Raw genomic sequence first — 17,223 nt, 5'->3', positions numbered from 1 at the left:
GTTCTGGCGGATCTTATCCTACCCGTACCGAAAGCATACTGATTGCTGCCATTTCCAGCCCGTCTGCGGGCACGGAAATGGTTTCGCCCGGCTCCCGCGCGCCCAGAACGTAAAGCAGCGGCAGATAATGCTCCGGCGTTGGGTTAGCAAGCGCCGCGCCCTCATGCTGCATAAAATTAACCAGTGGATGATCTTCCACTGGCCCTTCCCACGCCAGATGCTCACGCACGTAGTGATTAAATGAGACGGCCCAGCCGTGCGGTTTCGCACTGTCGTCCCGGCTTGCCATCCGCAGGTTATGCACCACGTTGCCGCTGGCGACAATCATATAGCCGCGTTCGCGCAGCGCGGTCAACCTGCGGCCCAGCGCAAAGTGGTAAGCGGCGGGTTTGGTGCCGTCCACGCTAAGCTGCACCACCGGGATATCGGCCTGCGGATACATTTTTATCAGCACGCCCCAGGCGCCGTGATCCAGCCCCCACGCCTGATCCTGCACCACCTCGACAGGTGCCAGCGCGTCCGCTATTTCTTTCGCCAGCGCAGGCGAACCGGGCGCAGGGTAACGGGTATCAAACAGCGCCTGCGGGAAACCGCCAAAATCGTGGATGGTGCGCGGCTTTTCCATCGCGGTCACCGCCGTTCCGCGCGTATACCAATGGGCGGAGACAGCAATAATTCCCTTCGGACGCGGCAAGTTCTGCCCCAGCTCGCGCCAGCTTTGCGTATAGGCATTTTCTTCCAGCACGTTCATCGGGCTGCCGTGGCCCAGAAAAAGCGCGGGCATCAGTGATTTCATAACTCTCTCCGGACATTAAAGCGATAACGAATACGTTACGCTCTTTTTAGCGCCGGGAAAGTCGGATAAGCATGATGAAGATCGTCAGGAATTTTGATGGATCGGAAATGACATTTCCTGACGTTACGCGTACTTTTTCTCTGCTAATGTATAGCAAAGGCTATACTTTTTCGGGAACAGGAGAGACGTTTGTGTCCATACCTTTACTGCTGACTCTGCTGGCCGGCGGCGCCACTTTTATCGGGGCCTTCCTGGGCGTTATCGGCCAAAAGCCGTCGGCGCGAGCGCTGGCTTTTGCGCTGGGCTTTGCCGCCGGTATTATGCTGTTGATTTCGCTGATGGAGATGCTGCCCGCCGCGCTGAAGGCGGAGGGAATGTCGCCGCTGTTGGGCTATGGCATGTTTATCGTTGGCCTGCTCGGTTATTTTGCGCTGGACAAGCTGTTGCCGCACCACCATCCCCAGGATCTGATGGGCGGTAAATCGCCGCAGAATCTACGTCGTACCGCGCTGCTGCTGACGCTTGGCATCAGCCTGCACAATTTCCCGGAAGGTATCGCAACCTTTGTGACCGCCAGCAGCGATCTGGAGCTGGGGATGGGCATTGCGCTGGCGGTAGCCATTCATAATATTCCCGAAGGGCTGGCCGTCGCCGGGCCGATGTACGCCGCAACAGGATCGAAAAAGAAGGCGCTGTTCTGGGCAGGGATTTCCGGCATGGCGGAGATCGCCGGCGGCCTTATAGCTTTCATGCTGATGGGGCCATGGCTGTCACCGCTGGTAATGGGCGCGGTTATGGCCGCCGTCGCCGGGATCATGGTGGCGCTGTCCGTTGACGAACTGATGCCGCTGGCGCGCGATATCGCGCCGGATGTGAATCCCAGCTATGGCGTACTCTGCGGTATGACGGTAATGGGGCTGAGCCTGACGCTGTTGGAAAGCGCCGGCCTGAGCTAAAGATGAACGGTGAGGCAAATTTTGCCTCACGTGGAAACCAGCGCCTATTGGGCCAGTTATGCCAAAAGCAGTCGCTATCGGGCCAGGCGGGCGCTGTCAGGCCAGTGGAACGGAGAAGCGGATGCGCAAAAAACCGCAGCGCGAAAACTCTCGCGCCGCGCGCCTGCACGACGTTAGCTATGCGTACAGAAGCGCGGCAATGCGCTTAGCTTGCCTGACGCGTTTCACGGCTGCGGCGGTAAGCGACCAGATCTTCAATGGTCACCACCGGCATCGCGTGCTGTTTCGCAAAGGCGATGGCTTCAGGCGCATGGGCCATCGTGCCGTCGTCGTTGGTCAGCTCGCACAGTACGCCTGCAGGTTTGAAACCGGCCAGCGTCACTAAATCAATAGAGGCTTCGGTATGGCCGCCGCGCGTCAGCACGCCGCCTTCACGAGCGCGGAGAGGAAACACGTGGCCCGGGCGGTGCAGATCGCTTGGTTTAGCATTATCGGCCACGGCCGCACGAATGGTGGTGATGCGATCCGCAGCGGAAACACCGGTGGTCACGCCTTTCGCCGCCTCAATGGTAACGGTAAAGCCGGTGCCAAAAGAGCTGGTGTTGTTCTCTACCATCATCGGCAGTTCCAGCTGGCGGAGACGTTCTTCGTTCAGGCACAGGCAGACAATGCCGCTGCCGTGACGAATGGTCAGCGCCATTTGTTCGACGGTCATGGTTTCTGCGGCGAAAATCATATCGCCTTCGTTTTCACGATCTTCATCATCCAGCACCATGACGCCACGGCCATTGCGCAGCGCGTCGATAGCGCGTTCCACACGCTGTTCAGGCGTGCCAAATTCAGAAAGAAGCGTCTGATTCATGGTAAATAATCCTTTGTGTAATATGGGTTACCAGAACCAGGGCGAGCTTAGGAGTGTCTTGCAGCGACAAAAAATAACGGCGTGGCGGGCGTAGACCCGACAGGATACGTTACTCTCTCCCATCCGGACTTTAACCGTCGGCCCCGGAATTACACCGGATCTGCTGACCTTCAGACCAGGAAGATCTGAAGCGCTCGCGGGCTTTCAGCCGTAGCCGATTTACCGCCGGTGGGGAATTTCGCCCCGCCCTGAGAATAAGCCTGATTACTATAGCGCCGAAAAAAAAGCAGGGCAACGAACAAAATAAGCAAATCGTTAGCCATTTTGCCGCTTTCACGTTTTTGGGTTTAACCTTTGTGGTTATGGCATTACACTTAACGAAACTTTGCCGCTATCAGGAAGCCGCCATGATTGACCCGAAAAAAATTGAACAACTTGCTCGTCAGGTTCATGACTCTATGCCAAAAGGGATCCGTGAGTTTGGCGATGATGTCGAAAAGAAAATCCGCCAGACCCTGCAGTCACAGCTGACCCGGCTGGACCTGGTTAACCGCGAAGAATTTGACGTGCAGACGCAGGTGCTGCTGCGTACCCGTGAAAAGCTGGCCGCGCTGGAAGCCCGTATCGCCGAGCTGGAAAGCCGTGGCGTGGATGCGCCGAAAGCGGATATGCCGAAAGAAGTGCTGAAAACGGAAGATATGCAGTAACGCCGAAGGCGAAACCGTTTAAAAAAGGCGCCGTGTTCAACCGGCGCCTTTTGTCGTTTAAGGGCGGGCCTTTTTTGCCCGCGTCCTCATCAGCTTTTCGCCTGAATGGCCTTGATGATATTGCTGGTGGAGATCCCATCTTCAAAGTTCAGCACGCGCACTTCGCCGCCGTTTGCCCACACCTCTTTGCTGCCCGCGATCTCTTCCGGCTTGTAATCGCCGCCTTTTACCAGCAGATCAGGCAGGATATCGGCAATAACCCGCTGCGGCGTATCTTCTTCAAAGGCCACCACCCAGTCGACCGCTTCCAGCGCGCCCAGCACGATCATCCGGTTTTCCAGCGGATTGACCGGACGACTCTCGCCTTTCAGCCGTTTGGTGGATGCATCGCTGTTGACCGCGACAATCAGGCGATCGCCAAGCTTGCGCGCGTTGGCCAGATAGGAGACGTGGCCGGCATGAAGAATATCGAAGCAGCCGTTGGTCATCACCACTTTCTCGCCGCGACGACGCGCCAGCGCCACCGCCTCTTTCAGCTGCGCCTCGCTCATCACGCCGAAACCGGCCTCGGGCCGTGCGCGAATGGCGTTTTCCAGCTCGACTGGCGAAACCGTTGACGTTCCCAGCTTGCCCACCACCACGCCTGCGGCGGCGTTAGCCAGGAAGCAGCTCTCTTCCAGCGTATTGCCTGCGGCCAGCGCGGCGGCCAGTACGCCGATCACCGTATCGCCCGCGCCGGTCACGTCATAGACTTCCTGCGCCTGGGTTGGCAGATGCACCGGCTCTTTGCCCGGCTGCAACAGCGTCATGCCGTTTTCAGAACGCGTCACCAGCAGCGCCGACAGCTCGAACTGCTGCATCAGCGCCATGCCGCGCTCGACAATCTCCGCTTCGTCTTTGCACTTGCCGACGACGGCTTCAAATTCGGAAAGGTTTGGCGTCAGGATGGTCGCACCGCGATAGCGCTCGAAATCGGTCCCTTTCGGATCGACCAGCACCGGTACCTTCGCCTCGCGGGCGATGGCAATAATGCTTTCCACGCTGTCCAGCGCGCCTTTGGCGTAATCGGAAAGCACCAGCGCGCCTGCGGACGGCAGCGCCTCGCGGATCCGCTGATGCAGCGGCTCAACGTCGATCCCCCCAAAACCTTCTTCAAAATCCAGACGGATCAGCTGCTGGTTGCGCGACAGTACGCGCAGCTTGGTGATGGTAGGATGCGTGGCGACGGTAACAAAATCACACTGCACGTTAACGCCGGTGAGCGCGTCGTTCAGCGCGCGCGCCGCATCATCCACGCCAGTCAGGCCGACCAGACGGGAACTGGCGCCGAGCGAAGCGATATTCATCGCCACGTTGGCCGCCCCGCCGGGACGCTCCTCCACGTTGTCCACCTTAACCACCGGCACCGGCGCTTCAGGGGAAATACGGCTGGTTGGGCCATACCAGTAGCGATCCAGCATCACGTCGCCAACAACCAGAACACCCGCACGGTTAAAATCGGGCAGCGTCATTTTCATTCCAGATACTCCAGGCTGCAGTCAGTCAAAAAATAGTGCGCGCGATGATAGCACATGCCGTCAATTGCGCCCATTGCGCCACGATCACGCCTCCAGCCAGCGCTGCCAGCTGGCGTTGACCACGGATTGCTCCGCGCTGAACGCCCCCGGCGCAAGCTGGCCCGGTAAAGCCTGGAGCGCCAGCCTGTGCAGCTCGTTACGCAGCGTAACGTAAGCGTGGGTCAGCGAATGCGCCTCTTCCTCGCTCATTCTGTCGTGGCGCGCCAACAGCGCCAGGATGCGTACGTTATCCGACCAGCTCGTCAGCTCTGGCTCCGTCGCGGCATAGCGTAAGACCAGATATTGCGTAATGAATTCAATATCGGTAATGCCGCCGCGATCCGCTTTGATATCCCAACGCCCTTTTTGTCGGTTGCCCAGATGCGCGCGCATCTTCTCGCGCATTTCCCGGACTTCCGTTTTCAGCTTTTCCGGCTCGCGCGGTAAACACAGAATGCCCCGGCGGATCCCGGTAAAGCGCTGGCTTAACGCCGCGTCGCCAAAAACGATGCGCGCCCGTACCAGCGCCTGATGTTCCCAGGTCCAGGCTTCATGACGCTGATAATCATCAAAAGCCGCGAAGGTGCTGACCAGCATGCCCGCCGCGCCGGAAGGACGCAGCCTGGCGTCCACCTCGTATAAAATGCCGGACGACGTGCGGGTGCTGAACAGGTGCATGATGCGCTGCGCAAGCCGCAGATAAAACTGGCGGCCATCAATGCTGCGCTCGCCGTCCGTCACCGCTTCTGCCGGACAGTCGTGCAGGAACACCAGGTCAAGATCCGAACTGTAGCCCAGCTCCCAGCCGCCCAGCTTGCCGTAGCCGATGACCGCGAAGCCGCGCGCCTGCGGCTCGTTAAGGTGCGAAGGCCGCCCGTAGCGCTGCACCATCATCTGCCAGGCCTGCTGCACCACCTGCTCCACAATGGCTTCCGCCAGCCAGGTAAGATGATCGCTGACCTTCATAACCGGCAGCGTGCCCGCAATATCGGCCGCGGCAATGCGCAAATGCTGCGCCTGCTTGAACTGACGCAGCGCTTCCAGCTGCTGCTCTTCGTCCTCTTCCGGGATGCGCAACAGATACTGCCGCAGCTCGTCGCGATAGGCATCCGTGGCCGTGGGCTGGTAAAGCGTGGCGGGATCCAGCAGCTCGTCCAGCAGCAGCGGATAACGCGCCAGCTGATCGGCCACCATCGGCGAGGCCGCACAGAGCCGGATCAGATGCTTAAGCGCGCCCGGATATTCCGTCAGCAGCTCCAGGTAGGTAGTGCGCGTCACTATGCCCAGCAGCAGCGGCGTCAGACGACCGAGCGTGACGTCGGCATCTTCACGCGGGCAAACCTCGGCCAGCAGGCCCGGCATCAGCAGATCCAGCGCCTGGCGTCCGCGCGGGCCAATGGTACGTTTATCCACGTCCTGGCGAAAATCGCCGATCGCGCGCAGCAGCCGCTGCTGCGCTTCGGCGGTAAGATGAGGCACCAGCGCCGCCAGCTCCGGTTCCTCCAGGCGATCCTGCCACAGGATGCCATAGTCGTCCGTGTCTTTGCTGTCGCCCGCCTCCGGCGCGTCATCGCCGATTAGCTCGTCGAAAATAGCGCGTACGGCGGCCATATGCTGTTCCAGCTGGCCGTACATCTCCGCCCAGCCCGTGGTGCCCATCGCCCACGCCAGCCGCGCACGATTAAGATCGTCCGAGGGCAGCGTTTGCGTCTGTTCGTCATTGATGCTTTGCAGCAGATTCTCCAGGCGGCGTAAAAACAGATACGCTTCCTGTAGCCGTAGCGCCTGCTCTGCGGGCAGCAGATGCAGATCGCTGATGGCCTGAAGCGTGGGTAAAAAGGCCCGCAGCTGTAGCGAGCGCTCACGTCCGCCACGGATCAGCTGAAAAACCTGCACGATAAATTCCGTTTCGCGGATGCCGCCCGCGCCCAGCTTGATATTGTCTTTCAGCCCGCGCCGACGCACTTCCCTGGCAATCATGCTTTTCATATTGCGCAGCGACTGGATCACGCTGAAATCGATATAGCGGCGATAGACAAAGGGCCGCAGCATCTGCTCCAGCTCCTGGCTCCAGCGATCGTCCGCGCCGCCCATCAGCCGCGCTTTCACCATCGCGTAGCGCTCCCAGTCGCGTCCCTGCTCCTGATAGTAATCCTCCAGCGCGGCAAAGCTCAGCACCAGCGGGCCGCTGTCGCCAAAAGGACGCAGGCGCATATCTACCCGATAAACGAAGCCGTCGATGGTCGGCTGATCGAGCACTTTTATCAGCCGCTGGCCCAGGCGAGTAAAAAACTGCGCGTTATCCAGCTCGCGGCGCCCGCCCTGGGTGACGCCGTTTTCCGGCCAGGTAAAGATTAAATCGATATCCGAAGAGAAGTTCAGCTCGCCGCCGCCCAGCTTGCCCATCCCCAGGATCAGCAGCGGCTGCGGCTCGCCCTGCGCGTTAACCGGCGTGCCCAGCTCGCGGCAGCAGGCCTGCCACAGCCAGTCGCGCGCCGCCACGATCAGCGTTTCCGCCAGCACGCTCAGCTGCCGTAACGTTGCCTGCGTGCTGCTGAGCGACAGCGCCTGCATCCAGGCGATACGCGTCAGCATATGGCGACGAAACAGGCGTAGCTCGCGCATAAGCGCGGCTTCGTCCGCGACCTGCGCCATTTCTTCCGCCAGCCAGTCGGCATAATGTCGCCACTCTTCCGGCTCCGGCGCCCTTTGCTGCAGTTCCTGCTGCCATTCAGGATAGCGCGTCAGGTTTTCGCTGATGAAATCGCTGAAGGCCATAGCGGCACGCAGCGCGGGATCGTCAGCGGTAACCGGTAGCGCGGCAAGCAGCGGCGGCAGAGGCGGTAAAGTTAAAGGCGACATAGGTAACTCCCTGTGAGGGCGGTCGAAATCAGGCGCCGCCGTTTTTCCAGAAAACCGACTGCTTCAGCGCCTGATGGCGATACGACTCCAGCCAGGCTTCCTGATGCGTTTTAATCGCGTGGGCCAGCTGTTCCCATGCGCCCAGCCAGGCCGCCACGGCGGTTTCGTCATAGGCGCCGGCCAGCAGACGCGCGGCGAGCAGTTGACGCTGCAAACGGGTCAGCTTGTCCTGATATTCATTGGTCTGACGCACGTGGGCAAACGTCTCTTTCAGATCGGCAGAGGCGCGGCCCAGCATGATGTCGCAGAAGCGCTTGAAGGAGCCTTGCAGCTTGCTGTCGGTTTTGCTGTCGATAAACGGACGCCAGCCTTCGCTGGCTATCCAGTTAGTAAGCGCCAACTGGGTTTGTAGCCAGAGCGGCGTAAAGCAGAGCGACGGCTGCGGCTTTTGCTCCGCCAGCGCCTCTTCCAGCTCGTTCAGCTTTTGGCGCAGTTCGCTGCTGGCCTTACGCGGCACCAGCGTGCCGAACAGAGCAAAAGCCTGACGCAGCGTTTCCAGCGCTTCGTTGATGCCACGCAGCGCAGACGGGGTGTCGCGCAGCCACAGCTCTTCATGATACTGCCACTGACTTAGCGCCAGCGTAAAAGCGCCCAGCATCCCCTCTTCAACCGTGGCTTTCGGCTTCACTTTCAGGATCGGCAACGGGCGCAGCTCGCGCTGGCTCTGACGCTGCGCCAGGCCGTAACCGCGCGCGGCTTTGCTCAGGCTGCCCAAACGCAGTCCGCCCATGTCCGCCAGTTCAGCCGCAAAAGCCATCAGGTCGGCACGCTCGCCGGTTTTCAGCTCCAGCTCGATTTCGTTCAGCGGCTCGCTTAGCTCGCCCGCCTGCACTTCGCCGTGGTCAAAAGCCACTTCAATCTCGCTGTTCAGGTAAGTAACCACCCACTTTTCCCGTACGAAGTGGGTGCTGAACAGCGGCTGCAGCTGCGCCTGTAACGCCGCTACATCACAGTCCTGCGGCCAGATTTCCGCCGGCAGCTGCGCGATGGCCAGCTCGGGCTTTTCCAACGCTATATTGTATTCCGGGCGCTGATGCAGACCGCCGACGGTTTTCCCCGCCGTTTTCAGCGTCATTTCATAGCTGTCGCCAAAGCCGCGAATACGCAGCCCCATATCCCAGCGGCGCAGCTGGCGATCCGGCGTTTCAAAATAGATGTTGGTCAGTTTCTGCGGCGCGCTGTGCACGTTTGGCCAGGCAGCGAGACGAGCCGGCAGCTTTTCGGCGCCTTCAGGCGTGGTAATGAACTTTAATTCAATTTCTATGGTCATATTTTCTTAATCAGATTAGCGGCACGGTCAACAAAGGCCAGATTATACCTTGCGGCCTCGGCTTTTATGCAGTGCGAAGTCGAAAACCGCGGGTAACGGGCAAGCCAGAGATGACGAAAAGAGTAATGCACAATCGCCCTGGTTGTCCCGCTTTTCCTGGCGCTTTGCGCGTCAGGTCGAGTCCAGGATAGTTCTCATTCAGCTTTATGCGAGCCATCTCCAGACTGTGCCATTACTTTTTTTTCCGCACTCACAAAAAAGATACCGAATGAAAAAAACGCATTTACTTGGCCTCACTTTACTGACTTTCAGCGTTGCCGCCTCGCTTCATGCCGAAGAGAAGCGCTATATTTCAGACGAACTTTCCACCTGGGTACGCAGCGGCCCCAGCGACAGCTACCGCCTGACGGGCACGCTGAACGCGGGGGAAGAAGTAGCGCTGGTACAGACCAACAATGATACGCATTATGCCCAGATCCGGGATGCTAACGGCCGGACGTCATGGATCCCGCTGGCGCAGCTGAGTCAGCAGCCAAGCCTACGCACTCGCGTTCCACAGCTGGAACAGCAGGTAAAGGATTTGACCGATAAGCTGGCCAATATCGACGGCAGCTGGAATCAGCGCACGGCGGAAATGCAGAAGAAAGTCGCGGGCAGTGATGACGTGATCAACGGCCTGAAAGCGGAAAATCAGAAACTGAAAAACGAGCTAATCGTGGCGCAGAAAAAAGTCAGCGCCGCTAACGTGCAGCTTGATGACAAGCAGCGCACCATCATTATGCAGTGGTTTATGTATGGCGGCGGCGTAGCCGGTGTCGGTCTCCTGCTGGGCCTGCTTTTGCCGCATATGATCCCCAGCCGCAAGAAAAAAGATCGCTGGATGAGCTGACGCTTTTTCGGGCATCTTTCGGTGCCCTTCTCATCTTTTTGTCCACCGGCCAGGCGCTTCACAACGGTAGGAGAGCTTCTACACTTCACGTATGATGCCAGAAAAATTTAGTTCGGGAGCCTGTAGTGAAGAGTTATCTTGTCGGTGGCGCGGTACGCGATGCCCTGTTAAATTTGCCGGTCAAAGACAAAGATTGGGTGGTGGTAGGCGCTTCGCCTGCCGAGATGCTGGCGCTCGGCTTTCAGCAGGTCGGCCGTGATTTTCCCGTGTTCCTGCATCCTGACACGCAGCAGGAATACGCGCTGGCGCGCACCGAGCGCAAAAACGGCAGCGGCTATACCGGTTTTGTCTGCTATGCCGCGCCAGACGTGACGCTGGAGCAGGATTTGCAGCGCCGCGATCTGACTATTAACGCCATCGCTCAGGATGACGAGGGCCGCTATTACGATCCCTACAATGGCCGTGCCGATATCGAACAGCGTCAGCTACGCCATGTTTCCGCCGCCTTTAACGAAGATCCGCTGCGCGTGCTGCGCGTGGCGCGCTTTGCCGCGCGTTTTGCTCACCTTGGTTTCGTGATTGCCGGGGAAACGCTGGCGTTGATGCGCTCGATGGCGGAAAGCGGCGAACTGAGCGCGCTGACGCCCGAGCGCGTCTGGAAAGAGACCGAAAAGGCGCTGGAAACCCGCACGCCTCAGGTCTATTTTCAGGTGCTGCGCGACTGCGGCGCCCTCGCCGTGCTTTTTCCCGAGCTGGACAATCTTTACGGCGTGCCGGCACCGGCCAAATGGCATCCGGAAATCGATACCGGCGTGCATACGCTGATGACGCTGGCGATTGCCGCTGAGCTGAGCGATGAAGTAGACGTGCGTTTCGCCACGCTGTTTCATGACGTCGGCAAAGCGCTGACGCCGCCGGAAAAATGGCCGAGCCATCATGGTCACGGCCCGGCGGGCGTGCCGCTGGTGGAGCAGCTTTGCCAGCGCCTGCGCGTGCCGAACGCCATTCGCGATCTGGCGCTGCTGGTGACGGAATTTCACGATTTAGTGCATACCGTCGAGCGGCAAAGTCCGGAAACGCTGGTCGCCCTCTTCGATCGCATTGACGCCTGGCGCAAGCCCCATCGCGTGGAGCAAATTGCGCTGACCAGCGAAGCGGACGCGCGCGGCCGCACCGGATTTGAGAACAATGCTTACCCGCAGGGCGACTATCTGCGCAAGGCGTTTGAGATTGTGCAGAACGTGTCGACCAAAGACGTGGTCGCGGCGGGTTACAAAGGCGTGGAGGTCAGGGAAGAGCTAACGCGAAGGCGTATTGCCGCACTGGCAGCCTGGCGGGCAGAGCCGCTTTAAAAAGAAGCCGGACAAACGTCCGGCTTTTTTTGACTAGACGAAAATCATGTAGACCGCAGCGGCCACAATAAAGCGGTAGATAGCGAAAGGAACGAAGGAGATACGCTGGATCAGCTTCAGGAAGACCTTGATAGCAATCAGCGCCACCACGAAGGCCGTGAGGAAACCTACGGCGAACATCGGCATATCGGCCATCGTCAGGAAGCCCAGGCTCTTATACAGATCCAGCACCGTCGCGCCCATCATCATCGGCACAGCCAGAAGGAATGAGAACTCGGAGGCCGCATAACGACTCACGCCCATCAGCATGCCGCCGGAAATGGTCGCGCCGGAGCGAGAAAAGCCCGGCCACAGCGCCAGACACTGGAAACAGCCAATCATAAAGGCCTGACGGTAAGTCATATCGTCAATCCCTACGGCTTTAGGCTGTTTGGGTTTGAGATATTCCGCCGCCAGCAGCAGAACGCCGCCGACAACCAGCGCGTACATCACGTTAATGGGATTGAAAAGCGTTTTAATTTTATCGTGAAAAATCAGGCCAATCACCACGGCCGGCACCATACCCAGCAGGATGTGGATCAGCGTCAGATGCCCTTTGCCTGTGCCTTCGTGCGGCACTTTGCCAAAGTGGATGCCAATCAGGCCAAACAGACGACGCCAGAACATCACTACCACCGCCAGGATCGATCCCAGCTGAATAACTACTTCAAACGTATCGGCTTTATCACCTTCAAAGCCCAACAGATGACCGACAATGATCATGTGCCCGGTGGAAGAGACGGGGAGAAACTCCGTTAACCCCTCAACAATCCCAAGGATTGCTGCCACCCATAGCTGATGAATATCTGCCATCAAATCTACCCCTATCCGTATCAAAGCCATTAAAAAGGCGGTCGCTGTACGCCACCGCCAAAATTGTGCCCGCAGAAAGGCGGGCCAATCCTCAGACAGCCCATAATGTGGTTTGGTTTCATCGTGATGGCAATCACATTGCGCTTATTTCGGAATAGTCCCTCGTTCGATGATTACGCCAACCTGAAGCGCCTGCGCTACCGCGCCCGGCTTGCTCAGTTTGATCCGCACCCACGGCGACCCGAAACGCGTCAGCAGCAGGGTGGCAACCTCTTCTGCCACGCGCTCGACCAGCGCGAAGCGGCCGCCTGCGACATGGTTAATAATCGCTTCGGAAACGTCCGCATAGCTCAGGCAGTCGTTGACGTCGTCGCTGGCTGCCGCGACGCGGTTATCCCAGGCCATTTCGACATCGAACACCAGCTTCTGCGAAATCGTCTGTTCCCAGTCGTAAACGCCAATAGTCGTGATAACCGACAGCTGTTCAATAAATACAATATCCATGATGCGAGTCTCTGTTTTTGCGGTTGCCGGATACCACTTCCGACGGATTATGCGTATTATCCACGGATGACGAGAACAAAACGACCCCCTGAAGACGGAACGGTGTTATGAGCATATTCGCGCCCGGTATGATTATTTTCGCGTATCTGTGCGGTTCTATTTCCAGCGCAATCCTGGTATGCCGACTGTTCAGATTACCCGACCCGCGACAGAATGGATCCGGCAATCCCGGTGCCACTAACGTGTTGCGTCTCGGCGGTAAAGCGCCTGCGCTGCTCGTCCTGCTGTTTGATATCCTGAAAGGTATGCTGCCGGTCTGGCTGGCTTATCATTTCGGGCTTTCGCCCTTCTGGCTTGGCCTGATCGCTATCGCGGCCTGTCTGGGTCATATCTATCCGATCTTTTTCCAGTTTAAAGGCGGTAAAGGCGTGGCAACGGCGTTTGGCGCCATCGCGCCGATCGGCTGGGATCTCACCGGCCTGATGACCGGCACCTGGCTGCTGACCGTTCTGCTGAGCGGCTATTCGTCGTTAGGCGCCATTATCAGCGCGCTAATCGCGCCGTTTTATGTCTGGTGGTTTAAACCACAGCTGACTTTTCCGGTAGCGATGCTTTCCTGTCTGGTGCTGTTGCGCCATCACGACAATATCCAGCGCCTTTGGCGCGGTCAGGAAACTAAAATCTGGAAGAAAAAGCGCAAATAAATTCATGTAAGATCCTGTTAATTCTAAAAAAACAGGTTTACGGCCTTCGCGTTAATCTAATAAAATTATTAACCCGCACATAAGATGCGGGTTTATTTTTTATTACAAGGAAACGTGATGAAAGAATTAACACAGCATGAAGTGATGCAGGTCAGCGGCGCTGGCTATATTCAGGAAGCGCTGAGCAGCATAGGTAGCTATGTCGGCAACGGCCTGTACGGTCTGGTGCTAATACAGGCGTGGAGCTGCCGCTAATCGGTAAGGTCAGCATAGGCTCTTTCTATCCCGATTTGGGCAAAGATATCGGTTCAACGTTGGGTAGTCAGGCTGGCGGTATGATCGAAAGCCTTATCGCCGGTATTCCGCTGATCGGCGGCTGGCTGAATGGCCTGCTGGGCAACTAGTCTCTAACAGACCGCGCCATTGCCATGAGCAATGGCGCTTTTATCTCAGCGGCTTTCCAGCGGTGAAAGCTCCGACAGCGGCCAGCGCGGACGGACGCTAACGCTCAGATCGCTGCTTGTTCCGCCCTTAAGTCTGACCATCCCCGCATAGGCGATCATCGCGCCGTTATCGGTGCAGAACTCCGGCCTGGCGTAAAACACCTCTCCGCCCCGCGCTCGCATCACGTCGGCCATTCTTGCCCGCAGCGTACGGTTAGCGCTGACGCCGCCTGCAATCACCAGCCGCGTAAAGCCGGTTTGCTCCAGCGCGCGTTTGCATTTGATGATCAGCGTATCGACAACGGCATCTTCAAAGGCACGAGCCACGTCCGCGCGCGTCTGATCGTCACCGGCGTTTTCACGAATGGTATTCGCTGCGAATGTTTTCAAACCGGAAAAGCTGAAATCCAGCCCCGGCCTGTCGGTCATAGGACGCGGAAAGATAAAGCGCTTTTCCACGCCCTGCTGCGCCATTTTCGACAGCATCGGCCCGCCCGGATAGTCCAGACCCAGCAGCTTGGCCGTTTTATCGAAGGCTTCGCCGGCCGCATCATCCACGGATTCGCCAAGCAGCTGGTATTCACCGATGCCGGTGACGCTAATCAGCTGCGTATGACCGCCGGAAACCAGCAGCGCGACAAAGGGAAACGCAGGCGGATTGTCTTCCAGCATCGGCGCCAGCAAATGCCCTTCCATGTGGTGTACCGGCACCGCCGGCACGTTCCAGGCAAAAGCCAGCGAACGACCGATGGTGGCCCCGACCAGCAGCGCGCCAACAAGGCCAGGTCCTGCGGTATAGGCTACGGCATCTATATCTTGCGCCTGCAGGCCCGCCTCTTTTAGGGCAGCCTGAATTAAAGGCACGGTTTTACGCACGTGATCGCGCGAAGCCAGTTCCGGCACCACGCCGCCGTAGTCGGCGTGCAGTTTGACCTGGCTGTAAAGTTGGTTAGCGAGCAATCCGGCATTATCGTCGTAAATCGCGATACCGGTTTCATCGCAGGAAGTTTCTATTCCGAGCACACGCATGGCATTTACCTCATTCTTGCGGCGCGCAGTGTAACATGAAGCCGCTTCGCGCTGCGGCAAATTTCCGCGTTATCCACCGATCGCCATGATCGATAAGAGGAAAATTTCATCGCCTCGCCTCTTCGAGTGCGGTATAATCCTTGCCCTGAAAAAACCGGCAGCCGCACAGGCGCATCTGTTGGTGAGACATTATGCTATGGTGCTTTACAACGCAGCCTGTGTTGGAGTAAAATTCCGCACCATTTTGAAACAAGCTGGCACTGACGTCAGCAACAAAACCGAATTTATCGAGGTGAGAGTTACATGCCGGTAATTAAAGTACGTGAAAACGAGCCATTTGACGTAGCACTGCGTCGCTTCAAGCGTTCTTGCGAGAAAGCAGGCGTTCTGGCTGAAGTTCGTCGTCGTGAGTTTTATGAAAAACCTACTACCGAACGTAAGCGCGCTAAAGCTTCTGCTGTGAAACGCCACGCGAAGAAACTGGCTCGCGAAAACGCACGCCGCACTCGTCTGTACTAATTATTGAGGGCTTGCCCTCAGGCTTCACAGACCAGTAGTAGTATACAAGGCCGTGCTTTCCGAAAGGAATGCGCGGCTTGTTCTCGTTTATGAGCTGATAGGCCTATGGCTGGACGAATTCCACGCGTATTTATCAATGACTTGCTGGCTCGCACGGACATCGTGGATCTTATCGATGCGCGCGTAAAGCTAAAGAAGCAGGGCAAGAACTATCACGCGTGCTGTCCCTTTCATAACGAAAAGACGCCCTCTTTTACCGTCAACGGTGAAAAACAGTTTTACCACTGCTTCGGCTGCGGCGCGCACGGCAACGCGATCGATTTCTTAATGAATTACGATCGGCTGGAGTTCGTCGAAAGCATTGAAGAACTGGCAACGCTTTACGGCCTCGAAGTGCCGTATGAGAGCGGTTCCGGCCCCAGTCAGTTAGAGCGTCATCAGCGCCAGAGTCTTTATCAGCTGATGGGCAGCCTGAATGATTTCTACCAGCAGTCGCTTACGCAGAACCAGGCGGCTGGCGCGCGCGATTATCTTACCAAACGCGGTCTTAGCGACGATGTTATCCGGCATTTTTCGATTGGCTTTGCGCCTGCGGGTTGGGATAACGCGCTAAAACGTTTTGGTCGCAGCCAGGAAGACCGCCAGTCTCTGAGCGATGCCGGTATGCTGGTCACCAACGATCAGGGACGCAGCTACGATCGTTTTCGTGAACGCATTATGTTTCCTATCCACGATAAGCGTGGACGTGTTATCGGGTTTGGCGGCCGCGTTGTCGGCGATGCACTCCCTAAATACCTTAACTCGCCGGAAACCGAAATATTCCATAAAGGCCGCCAGCTGTACGGCCTGTATGAAGCGCAAAAGAAACATCCAGAACCCGCTAAGCTTCTGGTGGTGGAAGGCTACATGGACGTGGTGGCGCTGGCGCAGTTCGGCATTGATTATGCCGTTGCATCGCTCGGCACTTCCACTACGCCCGAGCATATCCAACTGCTTTTTCGCACGACCGATACGGTAATTTGCTGCTACGACGGCGACAGAGCGGGTCGGGAAGCAGCATGGCGTGCGCTGGAAACCGCATTGCCTTACATGAATGACGGACGTCAGCTACGCTTTATGTTTCTGCCGGACGGCGAAGATCCCGATACGCTGGTGCGGAAAGAGGGAAAAGACGCGTTCGAGGCGCGGATGGAGCAGGCGATGCCGCTCTCCGCTTTCCTGTTCGATACGCTGATGCCGCAGGTTGATCTGCGTTCCCCGGACGGCAGAGCCCAGCTGAGTACGCTGGCGCTGCCGCTGATTAGCCAGGTACCAGGGGAAACGCTGCGTATCTATCTGCGTCAGGAACTGGGCAACAAGTTGGGCATTCTGGACGATAGCCAGCTGGAAAAACTGCTGCCAAAACAAAGCGAAGGCGCGAAGTTGCCCCAGCAGCCCCAGCTAAAACGCACAACCATGCGTATACTGATTGGATTGCTGATCCAGAATCCGGCGCTGGCGACGATGGTTCCTTCGTTGGAAGGGCTGAATAATTCGGAGCTTCCCGGGTTCCCGCTATTCGTAGAGTTAGTGAGTACTTGCGTGGCGCATCCTGGCCTGACGACGGGCCAGTTACTGGAACTTTATCGCGGCACAAAATTTAGCCAAAGCCTTGAAACGCTGGCAACATGGAACCACATGATAGTTGAGGATGAAGTGGAAACCATGTTCAAGGACTCGCTGGCCAGCATGTATGATGCGGCGCTGGAGCGCAGGCTGGAAGAGTTAATTGCGCGCGACCGCACGCACGGCCTGAATGCCGAAGAGCGTCGTGAATTTTGGACGCTCAGCCAGGCCCTGAAAAAACAGTAACAAACGAATTA

General features: G+C 57.7%; 17 protein-coding genes and 1 riboswitch. Of the genes, 9 read left to right on the top strand and 8 right to left on the bottom strand.

Going from position 1 to position 17,223, the window contains the following annotated elements:
• Positions 1 to 13: 13 nt before the first annotated feature.
• Positions 14 to 796, bottom strand: a complete 783-nt coding sequence (gene ygiD / locus QZH36_RS08755; RefSeq protein WP_253458212.1) for a 4,5-DOPA-extradiol-dioxygenase — start codon at positions 794 to 796, stop codon at positions 14 to 16.
• 191 nt (positions 797 to 987) lie between these two features.
• On the opposite strand from ygiD, the gene zupT reads away from it, so the two are divergent.
• Positions 988 to 1,752 carry a zinc transporter ZupT gene (gene zupT / locus QZH36_RS08750; RefSeq protein ID WP_253458209.1) on the top strand — a complete coding sequence of 255 codons (765 nt, stop codon included), beginning with the start codon at positions 988 to 990 and terminating at the stop codon, positions 1,750 to 1,752.
• Positions 1,753 to 1,957: 205 nt separating this feature from the next.
• On the opposite strand, the gene ribB is transcribed toward zupT, so the two are convergent.
• Entirely contained in the window at positions 1,958 to 2,614 is a 657-nt protein-coding gene (gene ribB, locus QZH36_RS08745) for a 3,4-dihydroxy-2-butanone-4-phosphate synthase (RefSeq protein ID WP_253458206.1), read from the bottom strand.
• 107 nt (positions 2,615 to 2,721) lie between these two features.
• Positions 2,722 to 2,874, bottom strand: a riboswitch (FMN riboswitch).
• A 147-nt stretch (positions 2,875 to 3,021) separates the two neighbouring features.
• Between ribB and ubiK the strand changes: the two genes are divergently transcribed.
• Positions 3,022 to 3,321, top strand: a complete 300-nt coding sequence (ubiK, locus tag QZH36_RS08740) for a ubiquinone biosynthesis accessory factor UbiK (RefSeq protein ID WP_253458205.1) — start codon at positions 3,022 to 3,024, stop codon at positions 3,319 to 3,321.
• A gap of 89 nt (positions 3,322 to 3,410) precedes the next feature.
• Here the strand turns inward: ubiK and hldE are convergent, their stop codons facing one another.
• The 3 genes from hldE to QZH36_RS08725 all read right to left on the bottom strand — a co-directional run bounded on the left by hldE (position 3,411) and on the right by QZH36_RS08725 (position 9,069).
• A complete protein-coding gene (gene hldE, locus QZH36_RS08735; RefSeq protein ID WP_253458203.1) occupies positions 3,411 to 4,838 on the bottom strand; it encodes a bifunctional D-glycero-beta-D-manno-heptose-7-phosphate kinase/D-glycero-beta-D-manno-heptose 1-phosphate adenylyltransferase HldE in 1,428 nt (475 codons plus the stop codon).
• Between the two features lie 84 nt (positions 4,839 to 4,922).
• Entirely contained in the window at positions 4,923 to 7,739 is a 2,817-nt protein-coding gene (glnE, locus tag QZH36_RS08730; RefSeq protein WP_301730000.1) for a bifunctional [glutamate--ammonia ligase]-adenylyl-L-tyrosine phosphorylase/[glutamate--ammonia-ligase] adenylyltransferase, read from the bottom strand.
• Between the two features lie 28 nt (positions 7,740 to 7,767).
• On the bottom strand, positions 7,768 to 9,069 hold the full coding sequence (locus QZH36_RS08725; protein ID WP_301729999.1) for a CYTH domain-containing protein: 1,302 nt from the start codon (positions 9,067 to 9,069) through the stop codon (positions 7,768 to 7,770).
• A 268-nt stretch (positions 9,070 to 9,337) separates the two neighbouring features.
• Here QZH36_RS08725 and QZH36_RS08720 point away from each other — a divergent pair, with 268 nt between their 5' ends.
• Together QZH36_RS08720 and QZH36_RS08715 are read left to right on the top strand one after the other, a co-directional pair.
• The gene (locus QZH36_RS08720) at positions 9,338 to 9,958 is read left to right on the top strand and encodes a TIGR04211 family SH3 domain-containing protein (RefSeq protein ID WP_253458197.1); all 621 of its coding nucleotides are present in this window, start codon (positions 9,338 to 9,340) and stop codon (positions 9,956 to 9,958) included.
• Between the two features lie 125 nt (positions 9,959 to 10,083).
• The gene (locus QZH36_RS08715; RefSeq protein ID WP_253458195.1) at positions 10,084 to 11,310 is read left to right on the top strand and encodes a multifunctional CCA addition/repair protein; all 1,227 of its coding nucleotides are present in this window, start codon (positions 10,084 to 10,086) and stop codon (positions 11,308 to 11,310) included.
• Between the two features lie 33 nt (positions 11,311 to 11,343).
• Here QZH36_RS08715 and bacA read toward each other — a convergent pair whose 3' ends face one another.
• Positions 11,344 to 12,162 (bottom strand): undecaprenyl-diphosphate phosphatase, encoded by an 819-nt coding sequence (bacA, locus tag QZH36_RS08710; RefSeq protein WP_125287192.1) that lies wholly within the window; start codon positions 12,160 to 12,162, stop codon positions 11,344 to 11,346.
• Between the two features lie 144 nt (positions 12,163 to 12,306).
• Positions 12,307 to 12,666 carry a bifunctional dihydroneopterin aldolase/7,8-dihydroneopterin epimerase gene (gene folB / locus QZH36_RS08705; protein WP_253458192.1) on the bottom strand — a complete coding sequence of 120 codons (360 nt, stop codon included), beginning with the start codon at positions 12,664 to 12,666 and terminating at the stop codon, positions 12,307 to 12,309.
• A 107-nt stretch (positions 12,667 to 12,773) separates the two neighbouring features.
• Here folB and plsY point away from each other — a divergent pair, with 107 nt between their 5' ends.
• From plsY to QZH36_RS08690, 3 genes are all read left to right on the top strand, one after another.
• On the top strand, positions 12,774 to 13,370 hold the full coding sequence (gene plsY / locus QZH36_RS08700; RefSeq protein ID WP_253458189.1) for a glycerol-3-phosphate 1-O-acyltransferase PlsY: 597 nt from the start codon (positions 12,774 to 12,776) through the stop codon (positions 13,368 to 13,370).
• Positions 13,371 to 13,487: 117 nt separating this feature from the next.
• Positions 13,488 to 13,625: a hypothetical protein gene (locus QZH36_RS08695; protein WP_301729997.1), complete on the top strand. Its 138-nt coding sequence runs from the start codon at positions 13,488 to 13,490 to the stop codon at positions 13,623 to 13,625.
• Complete coding sequence (locus QZH36_RS08690) at positions 13,610 to 13,774, top strand: hypothetical protein (protein WP_301729995.1); 165 nt, start codon at positions 13,610 to 13,612, stop codon at positions 13,772 to 13,774. Before QZH36_RS08695 ends, QZH36_RS08690 begins: the two co-directional genes overlap by 16 nt.
• Positions 13,775 to 13,819: 45 nt before the next feature.
• Here QZH36_RS08690 and tsaD read toward each other — a convergent pair whose 3' ends face one another.
• Positions 13,820 to 14,842, bottom strand: a complete 1,023-nt coding sequence (gene tsaD / locus QZH36_RS08685) for a tRNA (adenosine(37)-N6)-threonylcarbamoyltransferase complex transferase subunit TsaD (RefSeq protein ID WP_301250647.1) — start codon at positions 14,840 to 14,842, stop codon at positions 13,820 to 13,822.
• Positions 14,843 to 15,145: 303 nt separating this feature from the next.
• On the opposite strand from tsaD, the gene rpsU reads away from it, so the two are divergent.
• Together rpsU and dnaG are read left to right on the top strand one after the other, a co-directional pair.
• Positions 15,146 to 15,361 (top strand): 30S ribosomal protein S21, encoded by a 216-nt coding sequence (gene rpsU, locus QZH36_RS08680; RefSeq protein WP_001144069.1) that lies wholly within the window; start codon positions 15,146 to 15,148, stop codon positions 15,359 to 15,361.
• A 105-nt stretch (positions 15,362 to 15,466) separates the two neighbouring features.
• The gene (gene dnaG / locus QZH36_RS08675) at positions 15,467 to 17,212 is read left to right on the top strand and encodes a DNA primase (RefSeq protein ID WP_253458182.1); all 1,746 of its coding nucleotides are present in this window, start codon (positions 15,467 to 15,469) and stop codon (positions 17,210 to 17,212) included.
• Positions 17,213 to 17,223: the final 11 nt, after the last annotated feature.

Source organism: Erwinia wuhanensis (assembly GCF_030484085.1).
In the GTDB taxonomy this organism is placed as follows: domain Bacteria; phylum Pseudomonadota; class Gammaproteobacteria; order Enterobacterales; family Enterobacteriaceae; genus Erwinia; species Erwinia aeris.
This window is presented reverse-complemented; position numbering and strand designations above follow the sequence as displayed.

Bases quoted from the DNA above. Each gene is read 5' to 3' on its own strand.
- bacA (WP_125287192.1), bottom strand. From the start codon at position 12,162: ATGGCAGATATTCATCAGCTATGGGTGGCAGCAATCCTTGGGATTGTT.
- ygiD (WP_253458212.1), bottom strand. From the start codon at position 796: ATGAAATCACTGATGCCCGCGCTTTTTCTGGGCCACGGCAGCCCGATG.
- folB (WP_253458192.1), bottom strand. From the start codon at position 12,666: ATGGATATTGTATTTATTGAACAGCTGTCGGTTATCACGACTATTGGC.
- QZH36_RS08720 (WP_253458197.1), top strand. From the start codon at position 9,338: ATGAAAAAAACGCATTTACTTGGCCTCACTTTACTGACTTTCAGCGTT.
- ribB (WP_253458206.1), bottom strand. From the start codon at position 2,614: ATGAATCAGACGCTTCTTTCTGAATTTGGCACGCCTGAACAGCGTGTG.
- glnE (WP_301730000.1), bottom strand. From the start codon at position 7,739: ATGTCGCCTTTAACTTTACCGCCTCTGCCGCCGCTGCTTGCCGCGCTA.
- hldE (WP_253458203.1), bottom strand. From the start codon at position 4,838: ATGAAAATGACGCTGCCCGATTTTAACCGTGCGGGTGTTCTGGTTGTT.
- rpsU (WP_001144069.1), top strand. From the start codon at position 15,146: ATGCCGGTAATTAAAGTACGTGAAAACGAGCCATTTGACGTAGCACTG.
- tsaD (WP_301250647.1), bottom strand. From the start codon at position 14,842: ATGCGTGTGCTCGGAATAGAAACTTCCTGCGATGAAACCGGTATCGCG.
- QZH36_RS08725 (WP_301729999.1), bottom strand. From the start codon at position 9,069: ATGACCATAGAAATTGAATTAAAGTTCATTACCACGCCTGAAGGCGCC.
- ubiK (WP_253458205.1), top strand. From the start codon at position 3,022: ATGATTGACCCGAAAAAAATTGAACAACTTGCTCGTCAGGTTCATGAC.
- QZH36_RS08695 (WP_301729997.1), top strand. From the start codon at position 13,488: ATGAAAGAATTAACACAGCATGAAGTGATGCAGGTCAGCGGCGCTGGC.
- dnaG (WP_253458182.1), top strand. From the start codon at position 15,467: ATGGCTGGACGAATTCCACGCGTATTTATCAATGACTTGCTGGCTCGC.
- plsY (WP_253458189.1), top strand. From the start codon at position 12,774: ATGAGCATATTCGCGCCCGGTATGATTATTTTCGCGTATCTGTGCGGT.